Source organism: Marivivens marinus (assembly GCF_035969385.1).
GTDB lineage: Bacteria > Pseudomonadota > Alphaproteobacteria > Rhodobacterales > Rhodobacteraceae > SELP01.
Map to the genome: position 1 here is coordinate 26457 of NZ_JAYKKJ010000007.1, position 24667 is coordinate 51123.

A 24667-nucleotide genomic window follows, 5' to 3' on the forward strand; every position below is an offset into this window, starting at 1 on the left:
GCGGGCTAGGCTGGCGCGGGGCCAAGTGAATGACGCCACTTGATCGTGGTTTCCAGTTCCTCGCCCGGTCCGGGGTCTTCGCCCGCCCGCAGCGCCAGAAGCCGCCGGGCCGCCCGCCGCCCCATTTCGCGGTGGGGAACGTGAACGGTGGTCAGCCCCGGCGTCACGATTCCAGCAAGGTCGATGTCGTCAAACCCGGTGATCGACACGTCCTGCGGCACCCGCAGACCCATTTCCCGAGCCTTCATTAGCGCCCCGGCGGCAAACACATCGTTGCCGCACAAAACCGCGGTGGGGCGTGGCGTCTGGTCCATCAGGCGGGCGAACCGCTTTGCGCCATTGCCGATGGAATAGGTGGTTTCCTCGACCAACAGGTCAGCGGGGTCCAGCCCGTGATCGGCCAACGCGGCACAGATACCCCGGAAACGTTCGCGAGCCCGGTCGTTGCCTGCCCGTTCCGCAGTGATCACGCCAATGTCGCGATGCCCGCGTGCAAGGACCTCTTCGGTCAGGGCCTTCATCGCGGCGAAGTTGTCAAACCCAACCGACTGCCGCCGCACCGAATTATCATGCACCCAGGCCACGACATAGGGAATGCCGCGCCGGTCCAGGAAATCGTAGGTCTGGGCGGTCCGGTCATGGCCGATGAGCAAGAGCGCATCAGCCCCCCGCGCGACAAGCGCCCTGATCTGGTCTTCTTCGCGGTCAGGGTCATAGCTGGATGACGCGACCAGAAGGGTGATCCCGTTGGTCTGCAATTCGTTCTGAAAGGCCTGAAGACCCCGGGCGAAGATGGCGTTCTCCATGGTCGGGATGATCGCGCCGAAGGTATTCGTGCGTTTCGCCGCCAGCGCGCGTGCCCCGAAATTGGGTGCATAGCCCAGGTCGCGGACGGCGGACATGACCCGCTGCTGTGTGCGTTCGCTGACCTGCCCGGGAGAGTTCAGACAGCGCGAGACCGTGGCCGTCGAAACGCCCGCCCGCGCCGCCACGTCTTCAAGCGTGGGGACCGCAGCAGTCAGGTCTCGGTCTTCCCTGGTCAAGGCGGGGTTGGCTCCTGTTTGGCGGGACTGGCCCGGTTTCTATCCTTCTACATCGCGGTCAGAGGCGAGGTGTATCCCAAGATACAATGTAAGCGCTTGCATTTGCAAATGTAAGCGCTTACATTTTTCAAGAATCGAAAGATCTCGGGAGTGGGCACATGGCATTGGCGGTATCGGCGGTTCTGTTTGCCTGCTTCGTTCTGGATGTCGTGGCGGGGGCGTTCTTCAACATGTCCGCGCTGTCCGACGTGCAAGAGATGATGGTTCTGTCCGCCGCTTCGGTCGCCTTTGTCGTGGCGATCCTTCGGCGGGAACGTGAGTCCAAAAAGGAACACTGACAAAAGCTCATAGGGAGGAGCACATGCGTAACAAGACACCCGAACTGGCGTCCGAGGAACGCCGGAACTTTCTGAAGCTGGCCGCGTCGGGCAGCTTTACCGCCGCATTGGTGGCCGGGGCAGGGGGGATGCTCTGGTCGTCCGAGGCTGCCGCCCAGATCCAGCAGGAAGAGGCGGAGCGGGAGGCTGCCGCCGAATACACCATGACGCTGGCCACGGCCTATGTGATTGGCGCGTCGCGCAGCTATCCGATCATGCAGCTGGACCTGAAGGAAAACATCCAGAACGCCACCAACGGCAAGGTTTATGTGAAACTGGCCCCGGGTGGTCAGCTGGGCTCCGGTGGCGCGCTGGCGCAGGCGGTTCAGACCGGCACCATCCAGTGTGCCCAGCATTCGCTGGCCAACTTTGCGCCCTTTGCTTCGACCGTTGACCTGATCAACATGCCCTACCTGTGCGGGTCGAACCAGCGCTTCACCAACCTTGTGAATTCCGACACTTGGAAATCCGAAGTGCACCCCAAGGTCGAGGCAGCGGGCTTCAAGGCGCTGATGTATATCAACATCGACCCGCGCGTGGTTGCCGTGCGTCAGGGCGGCGATGCGGTCATCACCCCCGCCGACATGGCCGGTGTGAAGTTCCGCGTGCCGGGGTCCGCGATGCTGCAGCAATACTACCGCATGGTCGGCGCAAACCCGACCCCGGTGGCATGGGGCGAAACCCCCTCGGCGATCAAGCAGGGCGTGGCCGATGCGCTTGACCCCTCGGTCGGCGCGCTGTTCGTCTTTGGCTTCAAGGACATCCTGAGCCACGTGACCTTTACCCAGGCCGTGCCGGACAGTCAGGTCTATTCGATGAACCTGGAATGGTTCAACTCGCTGCCTGCCGACGTGCAGGAAGGCATCGAATGGGCCGGCGAAATGACCGCGCACCAGAACCTTGCCAAGGTTCCGTCCGCCCGCACCCACGCCATGTCCGAGCTGGCCAAGGCAGGCGTCCAGTTCCATTCGCTGACCGACGATCAGCTGGCCGAATGGCAGGCCGCCGGTGGCTACCAGCGGTCCGAATGGGACGAGTTCAAGGTCGAACTGGCCGGGTCCATGGACACCTTCGCCAAGCTGGAAGAGGCCGCTGGCACCCAGGGCCGCTACTACGTGCACGACGCCTGATCGGCGCCACTTGCGGACCGGCGCAGACCGCGCCGGTCCGATCCTTATTCGCAAAATTGCCGTGACCGATAGGGTCGGGGGTCGCAAGCTGCGCGCCCCGGCGGCGGGAGGTGTGGAATGTCGGGCATCCTGAAAGCCCTCAACCGGAACGCGGAGCGCTGGCTGTTGCTGGGGTTCTATGTGATGCTTGTGGCGACCATGTTCATCGAGGTGCTGCGGCGAGAGTTGTTCGCCTATTCCTCGATCTGGGGCGAGGAGATCGTCCGCTATTCCTTCATCTACCTTGCCTGGATCGGCGCGGCATCCGCCGTCCGCGAACGCGGCCACATCCGGATCGACGTGATCCTGCAATACGTCGGGCCGCGGGTGAAGGCGCTGCTCTATATGTTCGGGGATGTGGTGATGTTCGGCGTGGCGCTTGTCGCGCTTTACTGGTCGTTCGAAACGGTCCTCGTCTCGGCAAAGTTCGGGTCGGTGACCCACGGGCTGCGCATCAGCCAGGTCTGGTTCCTGATGGCGGTGCCTACCGGCTTTGCGCTGGTTGTGGTGCGGCTGGTCCAATCCTTCCTGCGTGACCTTCACGATCTTCGGCACGGGCGCCCCGTGTACGAAGGCGACAAGCTGTTCGACTGAGGGGGCCGCGATGCTTTGGAATACACTTCAGGAACAGACCATCGACCTTGGATGGGAGTTCTACGGGCCGGTCCTTCTGTTCGTCCTGCTGGTCGCGCTGGCGGTGCCGGTCTGGGCCGCGATCGGATCGGCCGCGATCCTGATGCTGATGATCTCGGGTGCCTTGCCGCTCAGCCTGATCGGCGAAAGCCTGTTTCACGGGATCGACCATTTCGCGCTGACGGCCGTGCCGCTGTTCATCCTGACGGGGGACGTTCTGGTGCGGACCGGGCTGTCGCGCAAATTTCTGGACGTGGCAGAGGCGCTGACGCAATTCGCTAAGGGCGGGTTCGGGTCGGCCACCGTGCTGGTCTGCGGCATGTTCGCGGCGATTTCCGGGTCCGATGCCGCAGGGGCCGCCGCCGTGGGACGGATGACCATCGACCGGCTGGTCGAGAGCGGCTATCCACGCCCCTATGCCTGCGCCCTTGTCGCCGCGGGGGCCTGTACCGGCATCCTGATCCCGCCGTCGATTGCCTATATCATCATCGGTCTGGTGCTTGGGATCTCCGCCTCGACCCTGTTCCTTGCGGCACTGATCCCGGGGATCGCGATCCTTCTGTCGATCCTTGCCACCAACATCATCATGAACCGGCTTTATGGCTGGGAAGGTGGCGGCAACATGTCCTTCGGCGAATGGGCATCGCGTCTGGGCACGGCGCTGCAATCCGGCTGGTATGCTTTCATCGTGCCGGGGATCATCTTCTATGGCATCTTCTCGGGCCGGCTGACCCCGACCGAGGCCGGGGCGACCGCCGTTGTCGTGACCATCATCATGGGGTTCATCCTTGGCACGCTGAAGCTGTCTGACTTCCCGGCAATGCTGGTCAGTTCGGCCAAGGTCAACGGGGTGATCCTGCCGATCATCGCCTTTTCCCTGCCGCTGGCGCAGGCGCTGGCAATCCTTGGGGTGCCGCAGGGGTTTGTCTCTGCCGCAACCTCGCTCAGCGATGAACCCTGGGTTCTGATCCTCTTGATGATCGGCATCCTGATCGCCGCGGGCTGCGTCATGGAAACCACGCCCAATATCGTGATCCTTGCGCCGATCCTGAAGCCGCTGGCCGATAACATCGGCATGAACGAGATCCAGTTCTGCATCATGATGATCACCGCGCTTGGGGTGGGCTTCATCACCCCGCCGCTGGGCCTGAACCTTTTCGTCGTGGCTGGCCTGACCGGGGAATCCATTCTACGGATTGCCTATCGGGCCATTCCCTTCGTCTTTTTCATGCTGATCGTGACGCTGTTCATCGCCTATATCCCGGCGATTTCCACCACCCTTCTTCCCGACATCTATAAGTAACAGGACCACACCATGCCCAGAGAGTATCTCAAGAAGGCCGAGCTTCATTCGCGCAGCGATGCGACGGAAACCAGAGAGATCGTTCGTGGCATCCTCGACGATATCGAGGCGGGCGGGGACGAAGCCGCGCTGCGCTATGCCGCCAAGTTCGACCAGTACGAGGGCGACATCATTCTGACGCCCGAAGCGATCGAGGCCGCCACCGCATTGGTGCCGGAAAAGCTGCGCCGGGACATCGAATTTGCCCATGCCAACGTGAAGAAATTCGCCGAGGCGCAGCGCGACACCGTCGCCAATTTCGAGGTTGAGGTGGTCCCCGGCCTGATCGCAGGGCAAAAGGCGATCCCGGTTCATGCGGCGGGCTGCTATGTGCCCGGCGGGCGTTACAGCCACATCGCCAGCGCGATCATGACCGTGACCACCGCCAAGGTCGCGGGTTGCAAGAACATCGTGGCCTGTTCGCCCCCGCGCCCCGGCGTGGGCATCGCCCCGGCCATCATCTACGCCGCCCATGTCTGCGGCGCCGACAAGATCCTTGCCATGGGCGGGGTGCAGGGCGTGGCCGCAATGACCTTTGGCCTGTTCGGTCTGCCCAAGGCCAATATCCTTGTCGGCCCCGGCAACCAGTTCGTGGCCGAGGCCAAGCGGATGCTGTTCGGTCGGGTGGGGATCGACATGATCGCGGGCCCGACCGACAGCCTGATCCTTGCCGACAAGACCGCCGATCCGATGATCGTCGCCGCCGACCTCGTGGGGCAGGCAGAGCATGGCTATAACTCTCCGGTCTGGTTGGTCACGGACGACCGGGCCCTGGCCGAAGAGGTGATGCGCCTTGTCCCCACCCTGATCGACGACCTGCCGGAGGTGAACCGCGACAATGCCGCCGCCGCATGGCGCGACTATGCCGAAGTGATCGTCTGCGCCGACCGCGAAGAAATGGCCGCGACCTCGGACGACTATGCGCCTGAACACCTGACCGTGCAGGCCGCCGATCTGGATTGGTGGCTGGAACGTCTATCCTGCTACGGGTCGCTGTTCCTTGGCGAAGAAACCACCGTGGCCTTTGGCGACAAGGCGTCGGGCACCAACCATGTGCTGCCGACCTCTGGCGCGGCCAGCTATACCGGGGGGCTGTCGGTTCATAAGTACATGAAGATCGTCACCTGGCAGCGGGCCACCCGTGAAGGGTCGAAGCCGGTGGCGATTGCCACCGCCCGGATCGCCCGCCTGGAAGGGATGGAAGGCCACGCGCGAACCGCGGATATTCGTCTGGCGAAGTATTTCCCGGATGAAAACTTTGACCTGACGCCGGAAGATGTCTGATCTGTTCAGCGTCGCGGGTCGCGTCGCCTGCGTCACCGGGGCCAGTTCCGGCCTTGGGCGGCAGGCGGCGCTGGTCCTTGCGCGGGCCGGGGCGCAGGTTGTGGGGGTGGCGCGCAGGCGCGACGCCCTGCAATCCCTGTGCGACGCGGCTGGTCCGAACTGCGCCGCCGTGGATGCTGATATCGCCGACCGGGGCGCTTTGGCCGATACGGTCGCCCGGATCGCCGCGCCCTTTGGCCCGCCCGACATCCTGATCAACGCCGCCGGACTGAACACCCGCGAACCGGCGGATGATGTGACGGATGCAGGCTGGGACGCGACGCTGGCGATCAACCTGTCCGCGCCGTTCTTCCTTGCCCGCGCCATGGTGCCAGCGATGAAGGAAAAGGGCTGGGGAAGGATCGTCAACTTTGCCTCGCTTCAATCCACGCGGGCCTTTCCGGGCGGCATTGCCTATGGCGCGACCAAGGGCGGCATCGCCCAGATGACCCGCGCCATGGCCGAAGCCTGGTCGGCCCACGGGATCACCGCCAACGCCATCGGGCCGGGGTTCTTCCCGACCGAGCTGACCAAGGCGGTCTTCGATGATGCCGACCGCGCTGCCCGGAACGCGGCGCAAACCTGCATTGGTCGCAACGGCCGCCCCAACGATCTGGATGGCACGGTCCTGTTTTTCTGCTCGGAGGCGTCGGCCTATGTGACCGGGCAAATCCTGATGCTGGATGGGGGGTTCACCGCGAAATGAAGGCGCTTGTCTATACCGGGGTTGAAACCCTTGCCTTTCAGGACGCCCCGAACCCGACCCCGGGGGCAGGCGAAGTCCTGATCCGTGTGGACAGCGTGGGCATCTGCGGGTCCGATATGCACGCCTATCTTGGCCATGACGCGCGCCGCCCCGCGCCGCTGATCCTTGGGCACGAGGCGGCAGGCGTGATCACCGGCGGGCCGCGCGATGGCGAGCGGGTCACGATCAACCCGCTGGTCACCTGTGGTACCTGCCCCGCCTGCCGAAGCGGGCGGGAAAACCTGTGCCCGTCGCGGCAGATCATTTCGATGCCGCCGCGCGAAGGGGCCTTTGCCCAGTGGGTCACCATGCCCGAACGCAATCTGGTCACGGTGCCGGAGCATGTATCGCTTGGGCAGGCCGCGCTGGCCGAACCGATCGCGGTCAGCTGGCATGCCGTGCGCCTTGGGTTGGCGGCGCTGCATTCGTTGGACGACCGCCGCGCGCTGGTGATCGGCGGTGGGGCCATTGGGCTGGCCGCTGCCCTGGCGCTGCGGGCGATGGGTTGCGTCGATGTGACTGTGGCCGAACCGAACCCGACCCGCCGCGCCTATCTGGAACAGCAATGCGGGCTGACGACTGTTCCGACGGCAGAGGGGGCGTTCCCGATTGTCGTCGATGCGGTTGGCTTTGCCGCGACCCGCGCCATCGCCTCGGCCCACGTGACGCCCGGCGGGGTGATCGTGCATATCGGTCTGGGCGAAGACACGGGGGGCCTCGATATCCGGCGGATGACCCTGCAAGAGATCACCTTTATCGGCACCTACACCTATACCGCGCAGGATTTCCGCGACACCGCGCAGGCGATGTTCGACGGGCGGCTTGGGGCCTTGGACTGGGTCGAGGAACGGAGCCTATCAGAGGGGCAGGGGGCCTTTGCCGATATCCGCGCCGGCAAGGTTGCCGCGCCGAAGATCGTGCTGAAGCCCTGAATTCATGACGAATTGGACCGGGCGGCCAGCCCGGGCCGCGCCCGCCCCGCCCCATGGGCGGGCGCATTGTGAAGTCTTGCATAGCCCAGCTGGTCGACGGCGTGGTGCGATAAAACGCAAAGCATTGCCGGGTCAAAGCGCCCACCCCGGTGCGGGCGCGGCCCTCATCAACGATGACGGGTCGGACCTTAGCCCGCGGCGTAGTAAAACCCGTCGGTCAGGCAGTTCGACAGGCGCAATTCCACCGGCGTGCCGCCCAAATCGCGTGCCACCCGTTCGATGCACAAAAGCGGCTCGCCCTCGGCACAGCCCAGCCGCGCGGCCTCTTCCGCGGTGGCGGCACCGGCCCGCAGCCGTTCGTCGGTGCGCCCGACCCGGATGCCCCAGCGTTTGGCGTAGAGGTTGTAGAGGTTGTTGGGGATCTCCGCCGCGCCGGGAAAATCGGGGAACAGGGCCCGCACAAGGATCACGGTTTCCGAGATCGCGGGGCGCCCGTTCAGGCTGCGCACCCGGTCGATTCGCAGGGTTTCGGCCCCGCGATCAATTTCCAGAAGGCGGGCGACCTGCGCGTTTGCCTTTTCCTTGCGGACGGCCAAGACATGGGATGTCGGCAGCACCCGGTCGCCATCGTCGGGCTGGATGCGGAAGAACTGGAACACGAATTCCGCGTCGTCGGAACTGGCGACAAAAGTGCCCCGGCCCTGCTTGCGCCGCAGGATGTTGTCGCGGACCATCTCGTCCAGCGCCTTGCGGACCGTCCCCTGCGACACGCCCAATTCCTGCGCCAGTTGAATCTCGCTCGGGATCACGTCGCCCGCCACCCAGTCGCCGTCGATCAGGCGCAAAAGCAGGCGTTCGCGCACCTGCTGGTACAGCGGCTTGAGGCTGATCGCGTTGCTGTCCTGTGGCATCCCTTTGCCCCGGCTAATTCCCTGCTTCTGTCCCAATACTCTACCGACTCGGATTGACAAGTCCATGGTCTTGAGTCTTATATAAGACAAAAGACACACGATAGGAGTCCCCGATGGCTGAAATTCCCCACCTGCTCGTCCACGAGCACGACGACAATGTCGGAGTCGTTGTTGTCGAAGGTCTGACCGCCGGCACCGACATGCTGTGCTGCGTGACCCACGACAATTCCACCTTCCGGATGACCTCGGGCGCCGATGTGCCGATTGGCCACAAGATCGCGCTGAAGGATCTCAAGGCCGGGGACACCGCCATGAAATACGGCGAGGACATCGGCAAGATCATCGCCGACATCCCCAAGGGCGGCCACGTTCACACCCACAACTGCAAAACCAAGCGCTGGTAAGGAGACCGGATCATGGCATCGAAATATTCCAACATGACTGTCCGGGCCTACCGCCGCGAAAACGGCCGGGTCGGTGTCCGCAACCACGTCGTCATCCTGCCCGTGGACGACATTTCCAACGCCGCCTGCGAGGCCGTGGCCAACAACGTCAAGGGCACCATGGCGATCCCGCACGCCTATGGCCGTCTGCAATTCGGCGAAGACCTTGAACTGCACTTCCGCACCATGATCGGCACCGGGGCCAACCCGAACGTCGCCGCCGTTGTCGTGATCGGGATCGAACCGGGCTGGACCAAGCGCATCGCCGACGGCATCCGCGCCACCGGCAAGCCGGTCGCCGAGTTTTCCATCGAACAGAACGGCGATTTCGAAACCATCCGCCGCGCCTCCTGGGCGGCGAAGGATTTCGTGCACATGACCTCGGAATACCAGCGCGAGGAATGCTCGATCTCCGAACTCTGGGTCTCGACCAAATGCGGTGAATCCGACACCACCACCGGTCTCGGCTCCTGCCCGACCGTCGGCAACATGTATGATAAGCTGCTGCCCGAAGGGATCACCGGCTTCTTCGGCGAAACCTCGGAAATCACCGGGGCGGAACACATCTGCCAGAAGCGCGCGATCAACGAAGAGGTCGGCGAGCGTTGGTACAAGATGTGGAAAGCCTATCAGGACGACGTGATCTTTGCCCACCAGACCGACGACCTGTCGGACAGCCAGCCCACCAAGGGCAACATCGAAGGCGGCTTGACCACCATCGAGGAAAAGGCGCTGGGCAACCTTGAAAAGATCGGCCGGACCTCGAAGTTCATCGACATTCTTGAACCTGCCGAACAGCCGAAGTCGGGCAATGGCCTTTACTTCATGGACTCCTCTTCGGCGGCTGCCGAATGTGTGACCCTGATGGCTGCCGGTGGTGCCGTGATCCACACCTTCCCCACCGGGCAGGGCAACGTGGTCGGCAACCCGATCGTCCCGGTGATCAAGATCACCGCCAACCCGCGCACCGTGCGCACCATGTCCGAGCATGTGGACGTGGACGTGTCCGGTATCCTGCGCCGCGAACAGACCATCGACGAGGCGGGCGACGCCCTGATCGAGATGATCTGCCGCACCGCGAATGGCCGCAACACTGCTGCCGAAGCGCTGGGCCATCGGGAATTTTCGATGACGAAGCTGTATCGCAGCGCCTAAGATAAGGGGCGGGCGGCCCATCGCCGCCCGCCTTTTGACAGGATGACCGCACCCACAGAAACCCTTACCCTGTCCGAGGCGACAGACCTCTTGCACCGGGCATTTGCCGCCAGCGGCGCGCCTGAACCGGTAGCGCTGTCCGTGGCCCGCGCCCTTGTCGCGGCCGAGGCGGAAGGGCAGGTGGGGCACGGGTTTTCCCGCCTGACGGATTATGTCGCGCAGATGCAGGCGGGCAAAGTGCGCGCCGATGCCACCCCCGAACTGACCCGCACCGGCCCCGCCGCCCTGCATGTGGATGCGGGGTTCGGCTTTGCCTATCCGGCCATGGATCTTGGGATCGAGGCGGGACTTGGGGCCGCGCAGGAGTACGGCACCGCCTCCGTTGCCATTTCCCGATCGCACCATTGCGGCGCCCTGTCAGTGCAGGTGGACCGGATCGCCCGCGCCGGAATGGTCGGGCTGATGGTGGCGAACACGCCAAAGGCGATGGCCCCTTGGGGCGCGAAAACCCCCCTGTTCGGCACCAACCCAATTGCATTTTCTGCACCGCGCCCGGACGGGCCGCCGCTGGTCATCGATCTGTCCCTGTCGAATGTCGCGCGGGGCAAGGTGATGAACGCGAAGAAGACCGGCCAGCCGATCCCGGAAGGATGGGCGCTGGACCGCGACGGCAACCCCACGACCGACCCCGAAGCCGCGCTGGCCGGGTCGATGGTGCCAATTGGCGGGGCCAAGGGCACGGCGCTTGCCCTGATGGTCGAGGTTCTGGCCGCCGTTCTGACCGGCGCGCAGTTCAGTTCCGAAATGTCATCCTTTCTATCCGCCGAAGGGCCGCCGCCCGGCGCGGGCCAGTTCCTGCTGATCATGCGGCCCGGTGACCCTGCCGCCTTCGCGGCCCGGATCGAGACGCTCCTGTCCCAGATTGCAGCGATGGACGGCGCACGGTTGCCGGGTCAACGACGACTTGCCGCGCTGGCGAAATCGCAGGCCGAGGGGCTGACCATTCCGCGTGCCTATACCGACGCCGCCCGCGCGATGGCGGTTGCCGCCTCCTGACGAAAGTTTTCCCATGAATACCACCCTGACGAATGGCCTGATGCAGCGGGCAAATACGCTCTTTCCGGGTCTGCTTGTCGCGGTGATCATCGCGCTTGCCAGCCGCTTTGTGGCCGAACACTACGGCGCCCCGGCAATGCTTCTGGCGCTATTGTTCGGCATGTCGCTGAACTTTCTGGGGTCCGAGGCCCGGACCCGGCCCGGCATCGACTTCGGCTCGCGCCAGGTGCTGCGGCTGGGCGTCGCCCTTCTTGGGGTGCGGATCAGTGCCGACATGCTGGGGGTTCTGGGCTGGGACGTGATCGGGCTGGTCGTTGCCGGGGTAGGGGCAACCATCGGGTTCGGACTTTTGTCGTCACGCCTGTTTGGCTTCCGCTACCGTTTTGCCTTCCTGTCCTCGGGGGCGGTGGCGATTTGCGGGGCCTCTGCCGCCATGGCCATCGCCGCGATCCTTCCCAAGGACGACCGGTCCGAGGAACGGCTCATCTTCACCGTGGTCGGGGTCACGCTTCTGTCCACGGTCGCGATGATCCTTTACCCCGTGTTGGCGCAATTCATGGGGTTTGACGACCGGACGACGGGGATCTTCATCGGGGCCACGGTGCATGACGTGGCGCAGGTGGTGGGAGCGGGGTTTTCGGTGTCCGAGGAAACCGGCAACGTCGCAACCCTCGTCAAGCTTCTGAGGGTGGTGATGCTGGCCCCTGTGGTCATAATCGCGGCCATGGTGATCCGCGCGGCCGCCGGTGGGGGCGAGGTCGGGGGCAAACGCCCGCCGCTGGTGCCGCATTTCGTGATGGGGTTCATCGGGTTGGCGGCGCTGGGCGTGGCGGGGCTGCTGCCCGCCGGGGTCACCGCCGCGGCCTCCGAAGGGTCGCGCTGGCTCTTGCTGATCGCCATCGGGTCGGTTGGGCTCAAGACCCTGCCCAAGGACATCCTGAACGTCGGCACCACGGCGGCGCTGTTCCTCGTGGCCGAGACAGCCTTTCTCGCGCTCTTCATCGTGGTCGGGCTGACCGCTCTTGCCCCGTGACGCGAGCAGGGCGTTCGACTATCTGGATAGATATCTGTTCTCAACTGGACCTAACCTTCGCCGGGCGCTGAGTCATAGTGACCTAGGGTAAGCGTTGTCGCGGGCACCCGAGGCGGGATCGTCTTTCGACCCGCCGGACCGTCCGCGCCGGCTGTGCATCTGGCACCGGCACGACGTGTCATCCCGGCGCATTGCGGAAGTCGGCAACCGGGATCGGCCGGTGTCTTTTCCGCAGCGCCGAAACGGCTGGTCCAAACATGTTTGGCCATCAGGAACAGGAGGCGATGATACGACCCGGCTTTCCCGTGAATGAAAGTTCAAGCGATGACTCAGGATCAGCCTATATGATCTTGAAAAGGAATGGAAAAGAGAACGTCCGAACGGAGCCAATTTTCATCATCGCAGGGCGCTTTGAAGATGGAAAATTCGGTCGGCATAATTGCTGCGGCGCGGCGGATAATCTTTGGACGCAGGCGTTGCCGCACAGGCCCCGGGGCTTTAGGCTGACGGGGTGAACAACAAAAAGCCAGCCGGGGACACGCCGGAAATGGTGGTTCTAAAACAAGGGAGAAAATGATGAAGATTGGACGTTTCAAGAATACGGTTGCGACCATTGCAACCGGGGCCGCGATGCTGATGGGCGCGCAGGCCATGGCGGAGGAAATCACGGTCGCCTACTTCCTCGAATGGCCGATGCCGTTCGAATACGCCAAGCAGATGGGCACCTATGAAGAAGCCCTTGGCGTAGACATCAACTGGGTCAGCTTTGAATCCGGCGTGAAGATGTCGGCCGCCATGGCGTCGGGCGATGTGCAACTGTCGGTCAGCCAGGGTGTGCCGCCCTTCGTGGTCGCCACCTCTGCCGGGCAGGACCTTCAGATCCTCGACGTTGCCGTGTCCTATGCCGACAACGACAACTGCGTGGTCCGGGCCGAGCTTGAGATTGACAAGACCAACGCCGGGGAACTGGCCGGTCGTCGCGTGGCCGTGCCGCTGGGCACCGCCGCGCACTACGGGTTCCTGAACCAAATGAACCACTTCGGCGTCGATGTGGCGTCGATGGACGTGGTCGATATGGACCCGCCAGATGGTGCGGCTGCCTTCGCGCAGGGCGCGGTTGACATGTTCTGTGGCTGGGGCGGATCGCTGCGCCGCGCGCTGGAACATGGCAACGTGCTTCTGACGGGCGCGGAAAAGACCGATCTTGGCATTCTCGTCTTCGACGTGACCTCGGGCCCGGCGGATTGGGTTGCCGAAAACGGCGATCTGGTTGCCGCCTTCCTGAAGGTGACCGCCGATGCCAACGCCATGTGGGCCGATCCGGCGAACCACGCGGAAATGCTGCCGCTGATCGCAAAGGATGCGGGCATGTCGGAAGAAGCGACGATGGAAACCATTTCCACCTTCGTCTTCCCCACCATCGAAGAACAGCTGAGCCCGACCTGGCTGGGTGGCAACGCGCAGGCCTTCATGAAGGGCGTCGCCGACGTCTTTGTCGAGGCGGGGTCGATCGACGGTGCGCTGGACACATATGAAAACGCGGTGAACACCGGCCCGCTCGCGGCTGCCGCTGACATGTAAGACCTTCGTGGAGGGGCGGGTTGTCCCGCCCCTCCCGTTTCGGCCGGACGCACGGCTGTGCGCCCGAAAATCCCACACGTGCGAAAGCAAAGGCCGATATGTCGGGACTATCAATTCAGAATATTTCGATGCGCTTCGATCTGCCCAATGGCAGTTCGGTTCAGGCGCTTCAGAACGTGTCGCTTGACCTGAAACCAGGCGAGCTGATGAGCGTGCTTGGCCCGTCGGGCTGCGGCAAGACCACGCTGTTGAACATCGTCGCGGGGTTTCTGGCCCCGACCGACGGCAAGATCGTGATGAATGGCCATACCGTCACCGGCCCCGATGCCGAACGCGGCATGGTGTTCCAGCAGGGCGCGTTGTTCGAATGGATGGACGTGCGGTCCAACGTCAGCTTTGGACCCCGCATGAAGGGCCAGTCAGAGGTGGAATGGGGCGCGCATGTCGATCATCTTCTCGACGTGACCGGTCTGGGTGATTTCAAGGACAAGGCGATCTACGAATTGTCCGGCGGGATGCAGCAGCGGGTCGCACTGGCGCGCTGTCTTGCCAATGACCCGGACGTGATCCTGATGGATGAACCGCTGGGCGCGCTGGACGCGCTGACCCGCGAAAAGATGCAGGGCCTCGTCCTCAAGCTTTGGAAAGAGACCGGCAAGACTATCATCCTGATTACCCATTCGGTGGAAGAGGCGCTTCTGCTGGGCGAACGGCTTCTGGTCATGGCCCCGCGTCCGGGCCGTATTCACAAGGAATACCGGCTGCCCTTTGCCGATATGGGCGTGGGCGCGGACCTGCGCGACGTGAAGAAGGCCGAAGGCTATGCCAGCACGCGTGAAGAAATCCTCGAGATGATCTGGGACATGGAAGAAGAAATCATGGGCCGGACGGAGGCGGAGAAATGACCGGGTTTATCATCCTTCTGGTATATGTGGCGATCTTCGTCGGGTCGTTCTTCCTGATCCGTACTTTGGTGCACCGCACCACCAACGATTTCACCTCGCTCAAGACCGTGACCTTCGGCGATGAAAGCGCGGTGACGTCGAACCGCTGGGCGTCGATCATCTCGGTCCTGACGATCTTTCTGATCTGGGGGTCGTTTACCGGGTCCAACTGGATCCCCGGCTTCCTCCATGCGCCCGGCCCGTTTGTGGGCGAGACCAGTTTCACCTACACGGTCGAGGCGGCGGATGGATCGCGCGATGACGCGACCGTGCATGTGCGGGTTGTCGGGTTCGGCGAAGAGACCGCCAATTTCGAGGTCGATCCGGGCGACGGTTTCGCCAAGGATGACGCGGTGTCAATGAACGCCTCGCGTTCCACGACAATCCTGTTTGACCGCAATGACGAGATCAAGCGCAGCGATGACGCCCGCGTGGTCGCGATCAACGGCGAGGCCATCGGGCCGGATACCGGCCTGACGCTGGACGTTGGCCGCTTTGCCCTGACCGACAAGGGCGCGATCAGCTTTGCCCCGCCGTCGGGCCTTCAGATGGAGCCGATCTGGCTGCCCCCGCCCGAGGCCGTGGTGTCGCGCGTGATTGAAATTGCCAACGATGGCTATCGTGACAGCACCTTGTGGCGCCACCTTGGCTATTCCCTGTTCCGGGTTGTGGCCGGGTTCTTCTTCGGGGCGCTTCTGGGCATCCCGCTGGGCTATGCCATGGGCCTTAGCAACTGGTTCCGGGGCTGGTTCGAACCGATCGTGGAATTCATGCGCCCGGTGCCGCCCCTTGCCCTGATCCCGCTGGTGATCATCTGGTTCGGGATCGGCGAGACGGGCAAGATCATCTTGTTGTTCCTTGCCTCGCTCTGGATCATGGCCATCGCGGCGCGGGCCGGGGTGTCCGGAGTCAATATCACCAAGGTGCACGCGGCCTATTCGCTTGGTGCGTCCAAGTTCCAGATCATGCGCCATGTGATCGTGCCCAACTCCTTGCCGGAAATCTTCACCGGCGCCCGCGTGGCAATGGGGGTCTGCTGGGGCACCGTGGTTGCCGCCGAACTGGTCGCCGCGTCGGAAGGGGCGGGGATGATGATCATGGTCGCGTCCAAGTTCCAGCTGACCGATATCGTGCTGATGGGGATCATCCTGATCGGGGTGATCGGGTTTGGCATCGATATGCTGATGCGCAAGATCGAACAGGAGCTGGTGCCGTGGAAGGGCCGCAGCTAGGCCCTGCGACCCCTTGAAACGCGAACCGCCCCGCTGGTGTTCCAGCGGGGCGGTTTCGTTTTGGTCGGCCAGAGCTGCGGTCAGCTTTCGTCGCGCCAGCGGTTCACGATGGGATAGCGGCGGTCCAGCCAGAACGCCTTTTTCGACAGGCGGGTGCCGGGGGCGGACTGGAACCGCTTGTATTCGGCGATGTAAAGCAGGTGCTCGACCCGCTTGACCACGTCCCGGTCATATCCGGCGGCGACACAGTCGGCGACGCTGGCATCCTCGTCCACCAGCATCTCAAGGATACCGTCCAGCACCTCATAGGGCGGCAGACTGTCCTCGTCCTTCTGGTCGGGGCGCAGTTCGGCGCTGGGCGGCTTGTCGATGATGTTGGGCGGGATCACCTCGCCCTCCGGCCCCAGCATCCAGTCGCGGTGATTGGCGTTGCGCCAGCGGCAGCTTTCGAACACCCGCATTTTGTACAGGTCCTTGATCGGGTTGTAGCCGCCCGCCATGTCGCCATAGATCGTGGCATAGCCGACCGCGACCTCGGACTTGTTGCCGGTGGTCAGCAGCATTTCCCCGAACTTGTTCGACAGCGCCATCAACAGCAGGCCGCGCAGGCGGGACTGGATGTTTTCCTCGGTAATGTCGGGGCTTGTATCTTCGAACAGCGGGGCAAGGGTGTTGGTGATCGCCTTGCGCCCTTCCGAGATCGGGACGAAATCGTATCGGCACCCCAGCCGGGTCGCCGCGTCCTTGGCATCGTCCAGCGAGGCCTGAGAGGTGTATTCCGAAGGCAGCATCACGCAGCGCACGTTTTCCGCGCCAAGCGCATCCACCGCGATGGTGGCAACGATGGCGCTGTCGATGCCGCCCGACAGGCCAAGCAGCACCTTCTTGAACCCGGTCTTGCGCAGGTAATCGCGCAGCGCCAGCACCATAGCGTGGTAGTCCTGTTCGACCAGCGGCGGGTAGGTGGCCTTGGGGCCGTCCTCTGCCTCCCAGCCGCCGTCCTCTGTCTTGTGGAAGTCGACGTGGGCGATCGCCTCGTCAAACACCGGCAATTGCAGGGCCAGCTTGCCGCCGCGGTTCAGGATGAAGCTGCCGCCGTCGAACACCTGATCGTCCTGCCCGCCCACCTGATTGAGATAGACCAGCGGCACGTCATTTTCGACAACGCGGGTGACCATCGTGCTGATCCGCTTGTCGAACTTGCCCCGGTAATAGGGTGACCCGTTGGGGGCGAGGATCATCTCGGCCCCGGATTCGACCATCGCCTCTGCCACGTCCACATACCAGTTGTCTTCGCAGATCGGGCTGCCGATGCGCAGCGGCCCGGCGTCATAGGGGCCCGAAATCGGGCCGCGCCGGAACTGGCGAACTTCGTCGAAGACATCGTAGTTGGGCAGGAAATGCTTGTATTGCTTGGCCACGATCCGCCCGCCCTTGCAGATCAGATAGGCGTTATACAGCCGCCCCTCTTCCATCCACGGCCCGCCGATGGCCAGCATCGGACCGTCCGCGCAGTCGGCGGCCAGCGCCTCGACCGCGGCCATGGCGTCCTGATGGAACGCCGGTTTCATCACCAGATCCTGCGTCGAATAGCCGGTGATGAACATCTCAGGCAGGGCCACAAGGTCGGCGCCCGCTGCCTTGCCCTGCTCCCATGCATCGCGGGCCTTGGCGGCGTTCCCCGCCAGATCGCCAAGGGTTGCGTTCAGCTGCGCAAGGGTCAGTCGGAAGGTGTCACTCATGGCGGGCCTCGTTCACGGTCTGCCACAGGGTTTAGCAGATCAGGGGGCAGGGGAAAGCCGGATCGCGCCATTGAACGGCCCGCGCCCGACCCGGCCCCGCGCGGGAATCCCCGCTAAACCGTTGTCGGCGCGGGTTTCCTCCATTAGTCTCCGACCGGCTGACAGTGGGGACCAAACACATGGCTTTGAATCGGGCGCATTCGGGCGTTTTCGGACTGACGCTTTTTCTTGCTGCGGGGCTGCCGGGGTTTGCAGCGGCGCAAAACGTGCAGACCAAGCAGTATGACGATGGCGGGGTCTATGAAGGATCGTTCCTCAACGGAAAGCAGCATGGGATCGGCACTTACCGCCTGCCCAACGGTTATGAATACACCGGCGAATGGTTCGAGGGTGAGATTCGCGGCAACGGCACCGCGCGATTCCCCAACGGGTCCGTCTACGAGGGCCAGTTCGCGGCCGGCAAACCCCATGGTCAGGGCAAGATCACCTTTGCCGATGGCGGCACCTACGAGGGCGAGTGGGTCGAGGGGAACATGACCGGGCAGGGCGTGGCCCTTTATGCCAATGGCGTCCGCTACGAAGGCACATTCCGCAATGCGATGCACCACGGCAGCGGATCACTGACCAGCCCGACCGGCTATGCCTATACCGGCACCTGGGAAAACGGGGTCAAAGAGGGGGCGGGCACCGTCACCTATGTCGATGGCGCGGTCTATGTGGGCGAGATGTCGCGTGATCAACGCGAAGGGCAGGGCGAACTGACCATGCCCGACGGGCTGGTCTACGCGGGCAACTGGGTCAACGGCCAGATTGAAGGGCAGGGCCGGTTGGTCCAGCCCAACGGCGATATCTACGAAGGCGATCTGGTTGAAGGTCGGCGGCAAGGGACGGGCACCGTCACCTATGCCAATGGCGATGTCTATCAGGGCGGGTTTCAGGATGACAAACGCCACGGGCAGGGCACGTTCCGGGGCGTGGACGGCTATGTCTACGTCGGCAGCTGGGCCGACGGCAAGATCGAAGGGCGGGGGCAGGTCACCTATCCCGACGGGTCGGTCTACACCGGTGAATTCTCTGACGACCTTGCCAACGGGCAGGGCAAGATCACCTATCCGGACGGATCGACCTATGAAGGGTCGTGGGAAAACGGCGTCATCAACGGGCGCGGCATTGCGACCTATGCCAACGGTCTGGTCTACGAAGGCGAGTTCCTGAACGCCAAGAACCACGGTCAGGGCACTATGACCTATGCCGACGGCTACAGCTACTCCGGGGAATGGGCCAACGGGCAGCGCAACGGTCAGGGCGTGGCAACCTATGCCGATGGGACAGTCTACGAAGGCCAGTTCCTTGACGGGCAGCGGCACGGGACCGGCAAGATCACCATGCCCGGCGGCTTCACCTATGAAGGCCAGTGGCAGAACGGCGAGATTTCGGGCCTTGGGGTCGCGACCTATGCCAATGGCGATATCTATGAAGGCATGTTCGTTGCGGGCCGCAGGCAGGGCGACGGCACCATGCGCTATGCCAGCGGCGAGGTTGCCAGCGGTGAATGGCAGGAAGGCGCATTGGTATCCGGCGCCGACGCCCCAGAGGCGACCGATGCCGACCCGGTCCCGGAAGATGCGACTGAAGAGGGCACAAGCGGCAACCAGTGAACGCGGTCGAACACCTGCACAGAAGATTTGACCGAAACGGTCAGATGGCGGTTTTGAGCCCGACTTGACGGATGCTGCGAAGAGGGTTGGACGGCCGCTTTGTTGGATGCGGCGCGCAAATCAGGATCGTGCCTACGCTGTCGATTAGACCAAGCTGCGCAGATTGACTTGAACCTGTGGAACATCAAGCCCATCCGATTTAATCTCGCACAAGGATGTATTTTGTTGAATTTGCAGGAGGGCGATCAAGATCGGCGAAGCAAAGAAGAAACGAGGCCGACATTCCAAAGTTCTGCAAGCGGCACGGGGGTGCGTCTACTGTGCAGGGAGAGGCCCGGCGGAACAAATAGATCACATGCCGCCACGCATGTTGTTTCGGTTGAATCAACGGCCCAAGGGGTTGGAATTTCCCAGTTGCGGGCCCTGCAACCAAGGGACCAGCCGTCTCGACGTAGTGGCAGCATTCATTGCGCGCACATTTCCAGGGATCGTTACGGCCCACGATAGTGCTGAGTGGGAAAGGGTTATGAAAGAAGCTCAGCGCGTCGCTCCGGACCTGCTTCGCGAGATGTGGATGCCACCACAGGAAATGCGACAAATGATGGCGAACGAAGGTGTCTTCGACCAAGAGCTTGCCGCCTTTAGAGCTGATGGCCCCATCTTGAGTGCCCATATGCAAGCCTTTGCAGCCAAGGTCGGATTCGCTTTGCACTATGAGGCGACGGGGAGCTATGTGCCACTGAATGGCCGAGTTCAGGTGAGATGGTTTACGAGCGCGGAGGTGTGCCGGGGTCGCCTCCCTCCCAGCCTGCTTTCCAGCATTGGAGCGCCTCGCACTATGCAGCAGGGCAAGATCACTTCAGAAGGCAATTTCGAATACGGCTGGGGAAGCTTCACCGAAAAACCCGATGTGCCAATCTACTACGCAAGGGTCAGGGAAGCGTTTGCCGTTGCGGCCTTCGTTGTCATGGACGAGGCATCACTTCCCTTTCCAGATGGCCAACTTGCAACCTTCGCTCCAGGGGATCTCGTAATGCCTCTCTCTGACCGGATCATGGTAGAATAGTAAGTCGAGACAAACCGGACTTTTGTAGACGGCGCAGCGAATGTCGGTTCCGTCCCGCAAAGCTGCCGCTCCGGCCCTTTGGGTCATCGTGGCCGAACCAGAATGTAAGTGAGCATCTCTTGTCAGGTGCCAAACGCCAGACCCTGCTGAAACATTCACGCACGGGCTATCACGCTTTGGTCAGGGGGCTTTCGGCAAGCGGCGGCAGCCGCCATCCTAGGGGCATCCATCCAACCACGGACCCTGCCATGCTGACCCGCCGATCCCTGATCCTCTCCGCCGCGTGCCTGCCCTTTGCCCACGCCGCCCGCGCCGCCACGCCCGAGGTCTTCGCGACCCATGGTATCGCGATCCACGGCACCGACCCGGTGGCCTACTTCCGGCAATCTGCGCAGGTCGATGGGGATGCCGGTTTCGCGCTGGTCTGGCGCGGGGCGGAATGGCGGTTTTCCAGCGCCGAGAACCGGTTGGCCTTTGAAATGGACCCATTGGCCTATGCCCCGCAATACGGCGGCTATTGCGCCTATGCGATGGCGCAGGGGGCGGTGGCCCCGACCGTGCCAGAGGCCTGGACGGTGCATGAGGGCAAGCTCTACCTCAACTTCTCGACCGGGGTGCGCGATCTGTGGCGGCAGGACATTCCGGGCCATGTCGCGGCGGCGGACGATCATTGGCCCCGGGTTATCGGCGGGTGATTGCCGATCTTAGGGCTTTGTTCACAATTCGCTGAGAAGCTCTTTAAAGACGCCGCCGGCTGCCTATTTCGTGGATCAGACGCGCGAATTTGGAACATCCGCTGCGTCATTTCACTGTCCCTCGTTCCAACACTTGCGCCCGGTCCCCACCGGGCGCTTTTTTCTGCTCCGAAGGCCGTGTAGAGGGCGGATATGGAAACGCAAGATGACATGATCCGGCGGGTGCTGGCCGAGGCGCGGGTGATCGCATTGGTCGGCTATTCGGCCAATCCGGACCGGCCCTCGCATCAGGTGGCCCGGTTCCTTCAGGACCGGGGGCACCGGGTGATCCCCGTCAATCCGGGGCTGGCCGGGCAGGAGCAACTGGGCGAAGTGGTTCGCGCCGATCTCGCCTCGGTCCCCGAAGAGGTCGACATGGTCGATGTGTTCCGCGCCTCCGACGCGGTGCCCGAGATCGTCGAGGCGGCGCTGGGGCGCTGGCCGGATCTAAAGACCCTCTGGCTGCAACTGGGCATTTCCCATGCTGAGGCCACCGCCCGCGCCCGCGCGGCGGGGGTCACGGTGATCGAGAACCGCTGCCCCAAGATCGAATACGCCCGCCTGGGCCTTTGACGGGATGGTGGGTTAGAACCCACCTTACCCGGGGGCGCTTCGCCCCCCACCAGATAATTCATGGCCCCCCGAGGATATTTAGAACCCAAAGAAGAACGGACTCTCATTTTGCCCCAAATACTCCGGGGTGAATGGCCCGGAACGGGCCAGAGGGGCAGCGCCCCTGAACCGTAAGGTGGGTTTTAACCCACCACGCCCCTAGCGCCGCGCGGCCTTTTCGGCGATGCCCGATTGCACCGTGCGCCGGGTTAGTTCAGCCTCGATATCGGCCAGGGTCACATCGCGGGCCGCGCACATGACCAGCAGGTGATAGAGCGCATCCGCTGCCTCTGCGGTCAACTTGTCGCGGTCACCCTTCACCGCCTCGATGATCGCCTCGACGGCCTCTTCCCCGAATTTCTCGGCGCATTTTTCTGGCCCCTTGGACAAGAGCATCGCAGTCCAGGAGCTGTCCGGGTCCGCGCCCTTTCGGGCCTCGATCGTGGCCGCGAGATTGGAAAGTGTCATTAATGGAACCTCTTGAGGCGGCTGTCTTTCATGATGATGGCATCAATCATCGCCCAAAACCTTTCGGCGAAGGGCGTCCCGATGACATCACATCGGTCCAAGGGTGTAAACTTCGCAATTGACGCTTTGGCTGTGGGGTCCCAGTCGAGGACACCCAGTCCTTCGGGGCGCCATTCCACCCGCACTGCCCAAGCGTCTTCTCGCTTTGCGGTTTCGGTAAGGTCGCCCAGAAACAGGATGATAAGCGGGGGATGACCATCGCCGTTTTCGGCGAATGTCACCGTATATAGTCCGAGGAAGGATTGCCCTTCACTCAAATCACCATGAGCCCTCACCGTCACGGCGCGGCAGCAGTCGCAGTGCGTGTATTCTGTCTCGGCCTCTGCAATGTCGAACGACATCCAGGCGGTCATGTCATCCTCATGGGCAGACCGGCGGCGGCCATATGGGCCTTGGCCTCGCCAATCGTATAGGTGCCAAAGTGGAAGATGGAGGCGGCAAGCACCGCGCTGGCCCCGCCCTTCGTCACCCCTTCGACAAGGTGATCCAGCGTGCCGACCCCGCCCGATGCGATCACCGGAATATCCACGGCGTCGGAAATGGCCCGGGTCAGCGGCAGGTTGAACCCCGCCTTGGTCCCGTCCCGGTCCATCGAGGTCAGCAGGATTTCCCCGGCCCCTTTCTCGGCGGCCGTCCGGGCGAATTCGACCGCGTCGATCCCCGTGGGCTTGCGCCCACCGTGGGTGAAAATCTCCCACCGGCCCGGCTCGACCGTCTTGGCGTCGATGGCGCAGACAATGCATTGCGACCCGAACCGCAGCGCGGCATCGGTCAGAACATCGGGGTTGGCCACGGCGGCGGAATTGAACGACACCTTGTCGGCCCCGGCCAGCAGCAGGGCGCGCACGTCCTCCTGTGTCCGCACGCCGCCGCCGACAGTCAGGGGGATGAAACAGGCCTCGGCGGTGCGGGTCACCAGATCGAACATCGTGCCCCGGTTTTCATGGGTCGCGTGGATGTCGAGGAAACACAGTTCATCCGCGCCCGCGGCGTCATAGGCCTTGGCCGCTTCCACCGGGTCACCCGCGTCGATCAGATCGACGAAATTGACGCCCTTGACCACGCGCCCATCGGCGACATCAAGGCAGGGAATGATGCGGGTCTTGAGCATGTGTCAGCCTTTCAGCGCCGCCAGCGCCTGTGCCAGGTCAATCGCCCCGTCATACAGCGCCCGGCCCGAGATCGCACCGGAAATCACGCCGGTTTCCTTCAGCCGCAGAAGGTCGTCCAGCGACGACACCCCGCCCGAGGCGATGACCGGGATGCTGACCGCGCGGGCCAGCGCCTCGGTCGCGTGGATGTTCGGGCCGCCCATCGCGCCATCGCGCAGGATGTCGGTATAGATGATCGCCGCCACGCCCGCGTCCTCGAACGACCGGGCGAGGTCGGTCACCATCACGTCGGTTTCCTCGGCCCAGCCCTTGGTCGCGACCTTGCCGTTGCGGGCGTCGATCCCCACGGCTACATGACCGGGGAAGGCGCGGGCGGCTTCGCGGACAAGATCGGGGTTTTCAACCGCGACGGTCCCTAGGATCACCCGTTGCAGCCCCTTGGACAGCCAGTTTTCGATCGTGCCCATGTCGCGGATGCCGCCGCCCAACTGGGCAGGCACCTTGCAGTCGCGCAGGATCGCCTCGACCGGGGCGGCGTTGACGGGTTCCCCTGCGAAGGCGCCGTTCAGGTCCACCAGGTGCAGCCATTCACAGCCCGCTTCGACAAAGGCGCGGGCCTGCGCTGCCGGGTCGTCGTTGAAGACGGTGGATTTCTCCATGTCCCCGTGCACCAGCCGCACGGCTTGCCCGTCTTTCAGGTCGATGGCGGGGTAAAGGATCATCGGGCGGCTCCGTCGTTGTCTGGTTGCCGCCCTTATGCACCCCCGGCGGCGGATTGCAACAAATCCCCCCGACCCAACGTCAGTCTTGCCCGGAATCACCAAGTCGCGGCAGGGTTCGGGCAACGTTCAGGGAGGATACGTTGATGAAGAGTTTTGTTCTGGGTCTTGTCGCGGCGGTCGGGCTGGCCGGGGCTGTGGCCGCTGACCCGCTGGAAGGCATCTGGCAGACCGAGGTGGATGACGGCGCCTATGCCCTTGTCACGGTCAGCCCCTGTGGCCCGGCCTTCTGCGGGGTGATCAGCCGCACCTTCAATGCGGACGGCGAATACCAGTCGGAAAACATCGGCCGTCAAATCGTGATTGATATGGTGCCCGAAGGGGACGGCCACTACGAGGGCAGCGTCTGGCGCCCGTCGAACGACAAGATCTACATCGGCAAGATGGATATCGAAGGCAACACCGTGCGTCTGCGCGGCTGCGTCGCCGGTGGTCTGATCTGCGCCAGCCAGACCTGGACCAAGGTTCAGTAATCTTCGCCAATCACAATTGATGGGCCCCGGTTTGCGCCGGGGCC

The 24667-nt window shown here is 63.4% G+C and carries 26 protein-coding genes; 19 read left to right on the top strand and 7 right to left on the bottom strand.

Annotated features, from left to right (window positions below; genetic code table 11):
* Positions 1-5: 5 nt before the first annotated feature.
* Complete coding sequence (locus U3648_RS11760) at positions 6-1043, bottom strand: LacI family DNA-binding transcriptional regulator (protein WP_420859427.1); 1038 nt, start codon at positions 1041-1043, stop codon at positions 6-8.
* Between the two features lie 158 nt (positions 1044-1201).
* On the opposite strand from U3648_RS11760, the gene U3648_RS11765 reads away from it, so the two are divergent.
* The 7 genes from U3648_RS11765 (at position 1202) to U3648_RS11795 (ending at position 7564) form a co-directional block, all read left to right on the top strand.
* Positions 1202-1381 (top strand): hypothetical protein, encoded by a 180-nt coding sequence (locus tag U3648_RS11765; RefSeq protein WP_420859428.1) that lies wholly within the window; start codon positions 1202-1204, stop codon positions 1379-1381.
* A gap of 23 nt (positions 1382-1404) precedes the next feature.
* Positions 1405-2550: a TRAP transporter substrate-binding protein gene (locus U3648_RS11770; RefSeq protein WP_420859429.1), complete on the top strand. Its 1146-nt coding sequence runs from the start codon at positions 1405-1407 to the stop codon at positions 2548-2550.
* Positions 2551-2667: 117 nt separating this feature from the next.
* Entirely contained in the window at positions 2668-3183 is a 516-nt protein-coding gene (locus U3648_RS11775) for a TRAP transporter small permease (RefSeq protein WP_420859430.1), read from the top strand.
* 10 nt (positions 3184-3193) lie between these two features.
* A complete protein-coding gene (locus U3648_RS11780) occupies positions 3194-4525 on the top strand; it encodes a TRAP transporter large permease (RefSeq protein ID WP_420859431.1) in 1332 nt (443 codons plus the stop codon).
* Positions 4526-4537: 12 nt separating this feature from the next.
* Complete coding sequence (hisD, locus tag U3648_RS11785; RefSeq protein ID WP_420859432.1) at positions 4538-5848, top strand: histidinol dehydrogenase; 1311 nt, start codon at positions 4538-4540, stop codon at positions 5846-5848.
* The gene (locus U3648_RS11790; protein WP_420859433.1) at positions 5841-6593 is read left to right on the top strand and encodes an SDR family NAD(P)-dependent oxidoreductase; all 753 of its coding nucleotides are present in this window, start codon (positions 5841-5843) and stop codon (positions 6591-6593) included. The genes hisD and U3648_RS11790 overlap by 8 nt, the downstream gene beginning before the upstream one ends.
* A complete protein-coding gene (locus tag U3648_RS11795) occupies positions 6590-7564 on the top strand; it encodes an alcohol dehydrogenase catalytic domain-containing protein (RefSeq protein WP_420859434.1) in 975 nt (324 codons plus the stop codon). The genes U3648_RS11790 and U3648_RS11795 overlap by 4 nt, the downstream gene beginning before the upstream one ends.
* 188 nt (positions 7565-7752) lie before the next feature.
* Here the strand turns inward: U3648_RS11795 and U3648_RS11800 are convergent, their stop codons facing one another.
* Positions 7753-8475 carry a GntR family transcriptional regulator gene (locus U3648_RS11800; protein ID WP_420859435.1) on the bottom strand — a complete coding sequence of 241 codons (723 nt, stop codon included), beginning with the start codon at positions 8473-8475 and terminating at the stop codon, positions 7753-7755.
* Positions 8476-8588: 113 nt separating this feature from the next.
* On the opposite strand from U3648_RS11800, the gene U3648_RS11805 reads away from it, so the two are divergent.
* The 7 genes from U3648_RS11805 to U3648_RS11835 all read left to right on the top strand — a co-directional run bounded on the left by U3648_RS11805 (position 8589) and on the right by U3648_RS11835 (position 15919).
* Positions 8589-8879, top strand: a complete 291-nt coding sequence (locus U3648_RS11805; protein ID WP_420859436.1) for a UxaA family hydrolase — start codon at positions 8589-8591, stop codon at positions 8877-8879.
* 12 nt (positions 8880-8891) lie between these two features.
* Positions 8892-10073: a UxaA family hydrolase gene (locus tag U3648_RS11810; protein WP_129679675.1), complete on the top strand. Its 1182-nt coding sequence runs from the start codon at positions 8892-8894 to the stop codon at positions 10071-10073.
* Between the two features lie 42 nt (positions 10074-10115).
* Entirely contained in the window at positions 10116-11129 is a 1014-nt protein-coding gene (locus U3648_RS11815; protein ID WP_420859437.1) for an Ldh family oxidoreductase, read from the top strand.
* Between the two features lie 13 nt (positions 11130-11142).
* Positions 11143-12162 (top strand): YeiH family protein, encoded by a 1020-nt coding sequence (locus U3648_RS11820; RefSeq protein ID WP_420859438.1) that lies wholly within the window; start codon positions 11143-11145, stop codon positions 12160-12162.
* A 576-nt stretch (positions 12163-12738) separates the two neighbouring features.
* Entirely contained in the window at positions 12739-13743 is a 1005-nt protein-coding gene (locus tag U3648_RS11825; protein WP_420859439.1) for a taurine ABC transporter substrate-binding protein, read from the top strand.
* 98 nt (positions 13744-13841) lie between these two features.
* Entirely contained in the window at positions 13842-14648 is an 807-nt protein-coding gene (locus tag U3648_RS11830) for an ATP-binding cassette domain-containing protein (protein ID WP_420859440.1), read from the top strand.
* Positions 14645-15919: an ABC transporter permease gene (locus U3648_RS11835; RefSeq protein WP_420859441.1), complete on the top strand. Its 1275-nt coding sequence runs from the start codon at positions 14645-14647 to the stop codon at positions 15917-15919. Before U3648_RS11830 ends, U3648_RS11835 begins: the two co-directional genes overlap by 4 nt.
* 80 nt (positions 15920-15999) lie before the next feature.
* Here the strand turns inward: U3648_RS11835 and U3648_RS11840 are convergent, their stop codons facing one another.
* Positions 16000-17661, bottom strand: a complete 1662-nt coding sequence (locus U3648_RS11840) for an NAD+ synthase (RefSeq protein ID WP_420859442.1) — start codon at positions 17659-17661, stop codon at positions 16000-16002.
* Between the two features lie 179 nt (positions 17662-17840).
* Between U3648_RS11840 and U3648_RS11845 the strand changes: the two genes are divergently transcribed.
* From U3648_RS11845 to U3648_RS11860, 4 genes are all read left to right on the top strand, one after another.
* Positions 17841-19319 (top strand): MORN repeat-containing protein, encoded by a 1479-nt coding sequence (locus tag U3648_RS11845; protein WP_420859443.1) that lies wholly within the window; start codon positions 17841-17843, stop codon positions 19317-19319.
* Between the two features lie 526 nt (positions 19320-19845).
* Entirely contained in the window at positions 19846-20385 is a 540-nt protein-coding gene (locus U3648_RS11850; protein WP_420859444.1) for a hypothetical protein, read from the top strand.
* Between the two features lie 248 nt (positions 20386-20633).
* A complete protein-coding gene (locus tag U3648_RS11855; RefSeq protein ID WP_420859445.1) occupies positions 20634-21080 on the top strand; it encodes a YHS domain-containing (seleno)protein in 447 nt (148 codons plus the stop codon).
* Positions 21081-21272: 192 nt separating this feature from the next.
* A complete protein-coding gene (locus tag U3648_RS11860) occupies positions 21273-21692 on the top strand; it encodes a CoA-binding protein (protein WP_420859446.1) in 420 nt (139 codons plus the stop codon).
* 198 nt (positions 21693-21890) lie between these two features.
* Here U3648_RS11860 and U3648_RS11865 read toward each other — a convergent pair whose 3' ends face one another.
* From U3648_RS11865 to hisA, 4 genes are read right to left on the bottom strand one after another with little or no spacing between them, the layout of a single operon-like run.
* The gene (locus U3648_RS11865; RefSeq protein ID WP_420859447.1) at positions 21891-22199 is read right to left on the bottom strand and encodes a phosphoribosyl-ATP diphosphatase; all 309 of its coding nucleotides are present in this window, start codon (positions 22197-22199) and stop codon (positions 21891-21893) included.
* Entirely contained in the window at positions 22199-22612 is a 414-nt protein-coding gene (locus U3648_RS11870) for a hypothetical protein (protein ID WP_420859448.1), read from the bottom strand. The genes U3648_RS11865 and U3648_RS11870 overlap by 1 nt, the downstream gene beginning before the upstream one ends.
* Complete coding sequence (gene hisF / locus U3648_RS11875; RefSeq protein ID WP_420859449.1) at positions 22609-23370, bottom strand: imidazole glycerol phosphate synthase subunit HisF; 762 nt, start codon at positions 23368-23370, stop codon at positions 22609-22611. Before hisF ends, U3648_RS11870 begins: the two co-directional genes overlap by 4 nt.
* A 3-nt stretch (positions 23371-23373) precedes the next feature.
* Positions 23374-24093 (bottom strand): 1-(5-phosphoribosyl)-5-[(5-phosphoribosylamino)methylideneamino]imidazole-4-carboxamide isomerase, encoded by a 720-nt coding sequence (hisA, locus tag U3648_RS11880; RefSeq protein WP_420859450.1) that lies wholly within the window; start codon positions 24091-24093, stop codon positions 23374-23376.
* 143 nt (positions 24094-24236) lie between these two features.
* Between hisA and U3648_RS11885 the strand changes: the two genes are divergently transcribed.
* Entirely contained in the window at positions 24237-24623 is a 387-nt protein-coding gene (locus U3648_RS11885) for a DUF2147 domain-containing protein (protein WP_420859451.1), read from the top strand.
* Positions 24624-24667 lie beyond the last annotated feature (44 nt).

Bases quoted from the DNA above. Each gene is read 5' to 3' on its own strand.
- U3648_RS11815 (WP_420859437.1), top strand. From the start codon at position 10,116: ATGACCGCACCCACAGAAACCCTTACCCTGTCCGAGGCGACAGACCTC.
- U3648_RS11765 (WP_420859428.1), top strand. From the start codon at position 1,202: ATGGCATTGGCGGTATCGGCGGTTCTGTTTGCCTGCTTCGTTCTGGAT.
- U3648_RS11855 (WP_420859445.1), top strand. From the start codon at position 20,634: ATGCTGACCCGCCGATCCCTGATCCTCTCCGCCGCGTGCCTGCCCTTT.
- U3648_RS11860 (WP_420859446.1), top strand. From the start codon at position 21,273: ATGGAAACGCAAGATGACATGATCCGGCGGGTGCTGGCCGAGGCGCGG.
- U3648_RS11870 (WP_420859448.1), bottom strand. From the start codon at position 22,612: ATGACCGCCTGGATGTCGTTCGACATTGCAGAGGCCGAGACAGAATAC.
- U3648_RS11850 (WP_420859444.1), top strand. From the start codon at position 19,846: ATGAAAGAAGCTCAGCGCGTCGCTCCGGACCTGCTTCGCGAGATGTGG.
- U3648_RS11775 (WP_420859430.1), top strand. From the start codon at position 2,668: ATGTCGGGCATCCTGAAAGCCCTCAACCGGAACGCGGAGCGCTGGCTG.
- U3648_RS11845 (WP_420859443.1), top strand. From the start codon at position 17,841: ATGGCTTTGAATCGGGCGCATTCGGGCGTTTTCGGACTGACGCTTTTT.
- U3648_RS11830 (WP_420859440.1), top strand. From the start codon at position 13,842: ATGTCGGGACTATCAATTCAGAATATTTCGATGCGCTTCGATCTGCCC.
- U3648_RS11820 (WP_420859438.1), top strand. From the start codon at position 11,143: ATGAATACCACCCTGACGAATGGCCTGATGCAGCGGGCAAATACGCTC.
- U3648_RS11825 (WP_420859439.1), top strand. From the start codon at position 12,739: ATGAAGATTGGACGTTTCAAGAATACGGTTGCGACCATTGCAACCGGG.
- hisF (WP_420859449.1), bottom strand. From the start codon at position 23,370: ATGCTCAAGACCCGCATCATTCCCTGCCTTGATGTCGCCGATGGGCGC.
- U3648_RS11790 (WP_420859433.1), top strand. From the start codon at position 5,841: ATGTCTGATCTGTTCAGCGTCGCGGGTCGCGTCGCCTGCGTCACCGGG.
- U3648_RS11780 (WP_420859431.1), top strand. From the start codon at position 3,194: ATGCTTTGGAATACACTTCAGGAACAGACCATCGACCTTGGATGGGAG.
- U3648_RS11810 (WP_129679675.1), top strand. From the start codon at position 8,892: ATGGCATCGAAATATTCCAACATGACTGTCCGGGCCTACCGCCGCGAA.
- U3648_RS11795 (WP_420859434.1), top strand. From the start codon at position 6,590: ATGAAGGCGCTTGTCTATACCGGGGTTGAAACCCTTGCCTTTCAGGAC.
- U3648_RS11840 (WP_420859442.1), bottom strand. From the start codon at position 17,661: ATGAGTGACACCTTCCGACTGACCCTTGCGCAGCTGAACGCAACCCTT.
- hisA (WP_420859450.1), bottom strand. From the start codon at position 24,093: ATGATCCTTTACCCCGCCATCGACCTGAAAGACGGGCAAGCCGTGCGG.
- U3648_RS11800 (WP_420859435.1), bottom strand. From the start codon at position 8,475: ATGCCACAGGACAGCAACGCGATCAGCCTCAAGCCGCTGTACCAGCAG.
- U3648_RS11770 (WP_420859429.1), top strand. From the start codon at position 1,405: ATGCGTAACAAGACACCCGAACTGGCGTCCGAGGAACGCCGGAACTTT.
- U3648_RS11885 (WP_420859451.1), top strand. From the start codon at position 24,237: ATGAAGAGTTTTGTTCTGGGTCTTGTCGCGGCGGTCGGGCTGGCCGGG.
- U3648_RS11865 (WP_420859447.1), bottom strand. From the start codon at position 22,199: ATGACACTTTCCAATCTCGCGGCCACGATCGAGGCCCGAAAGGGCGCG.
- U3648_RS11805 (WP_420859436.1), top strand. From the start codon at position 8,589: ATGGCTGAAATTCCCCACCTGCTCGTCCACGAGCACGACGACAATGTC.
- hisD (WP_420859432.1), top strand. From the start codon at position 4,538: ATGCCCAGAGAGTATCTCAAGAAGGCCGAGCTTCATTCGCGCAGCGAT.
- U3648_RS11835 (WP_420859441.1), top strand. From the start codon at position 14,645: ATGACCGGGTTTATCATCCTTCTGGTATATGTGGCGATCTTCGTCGGG.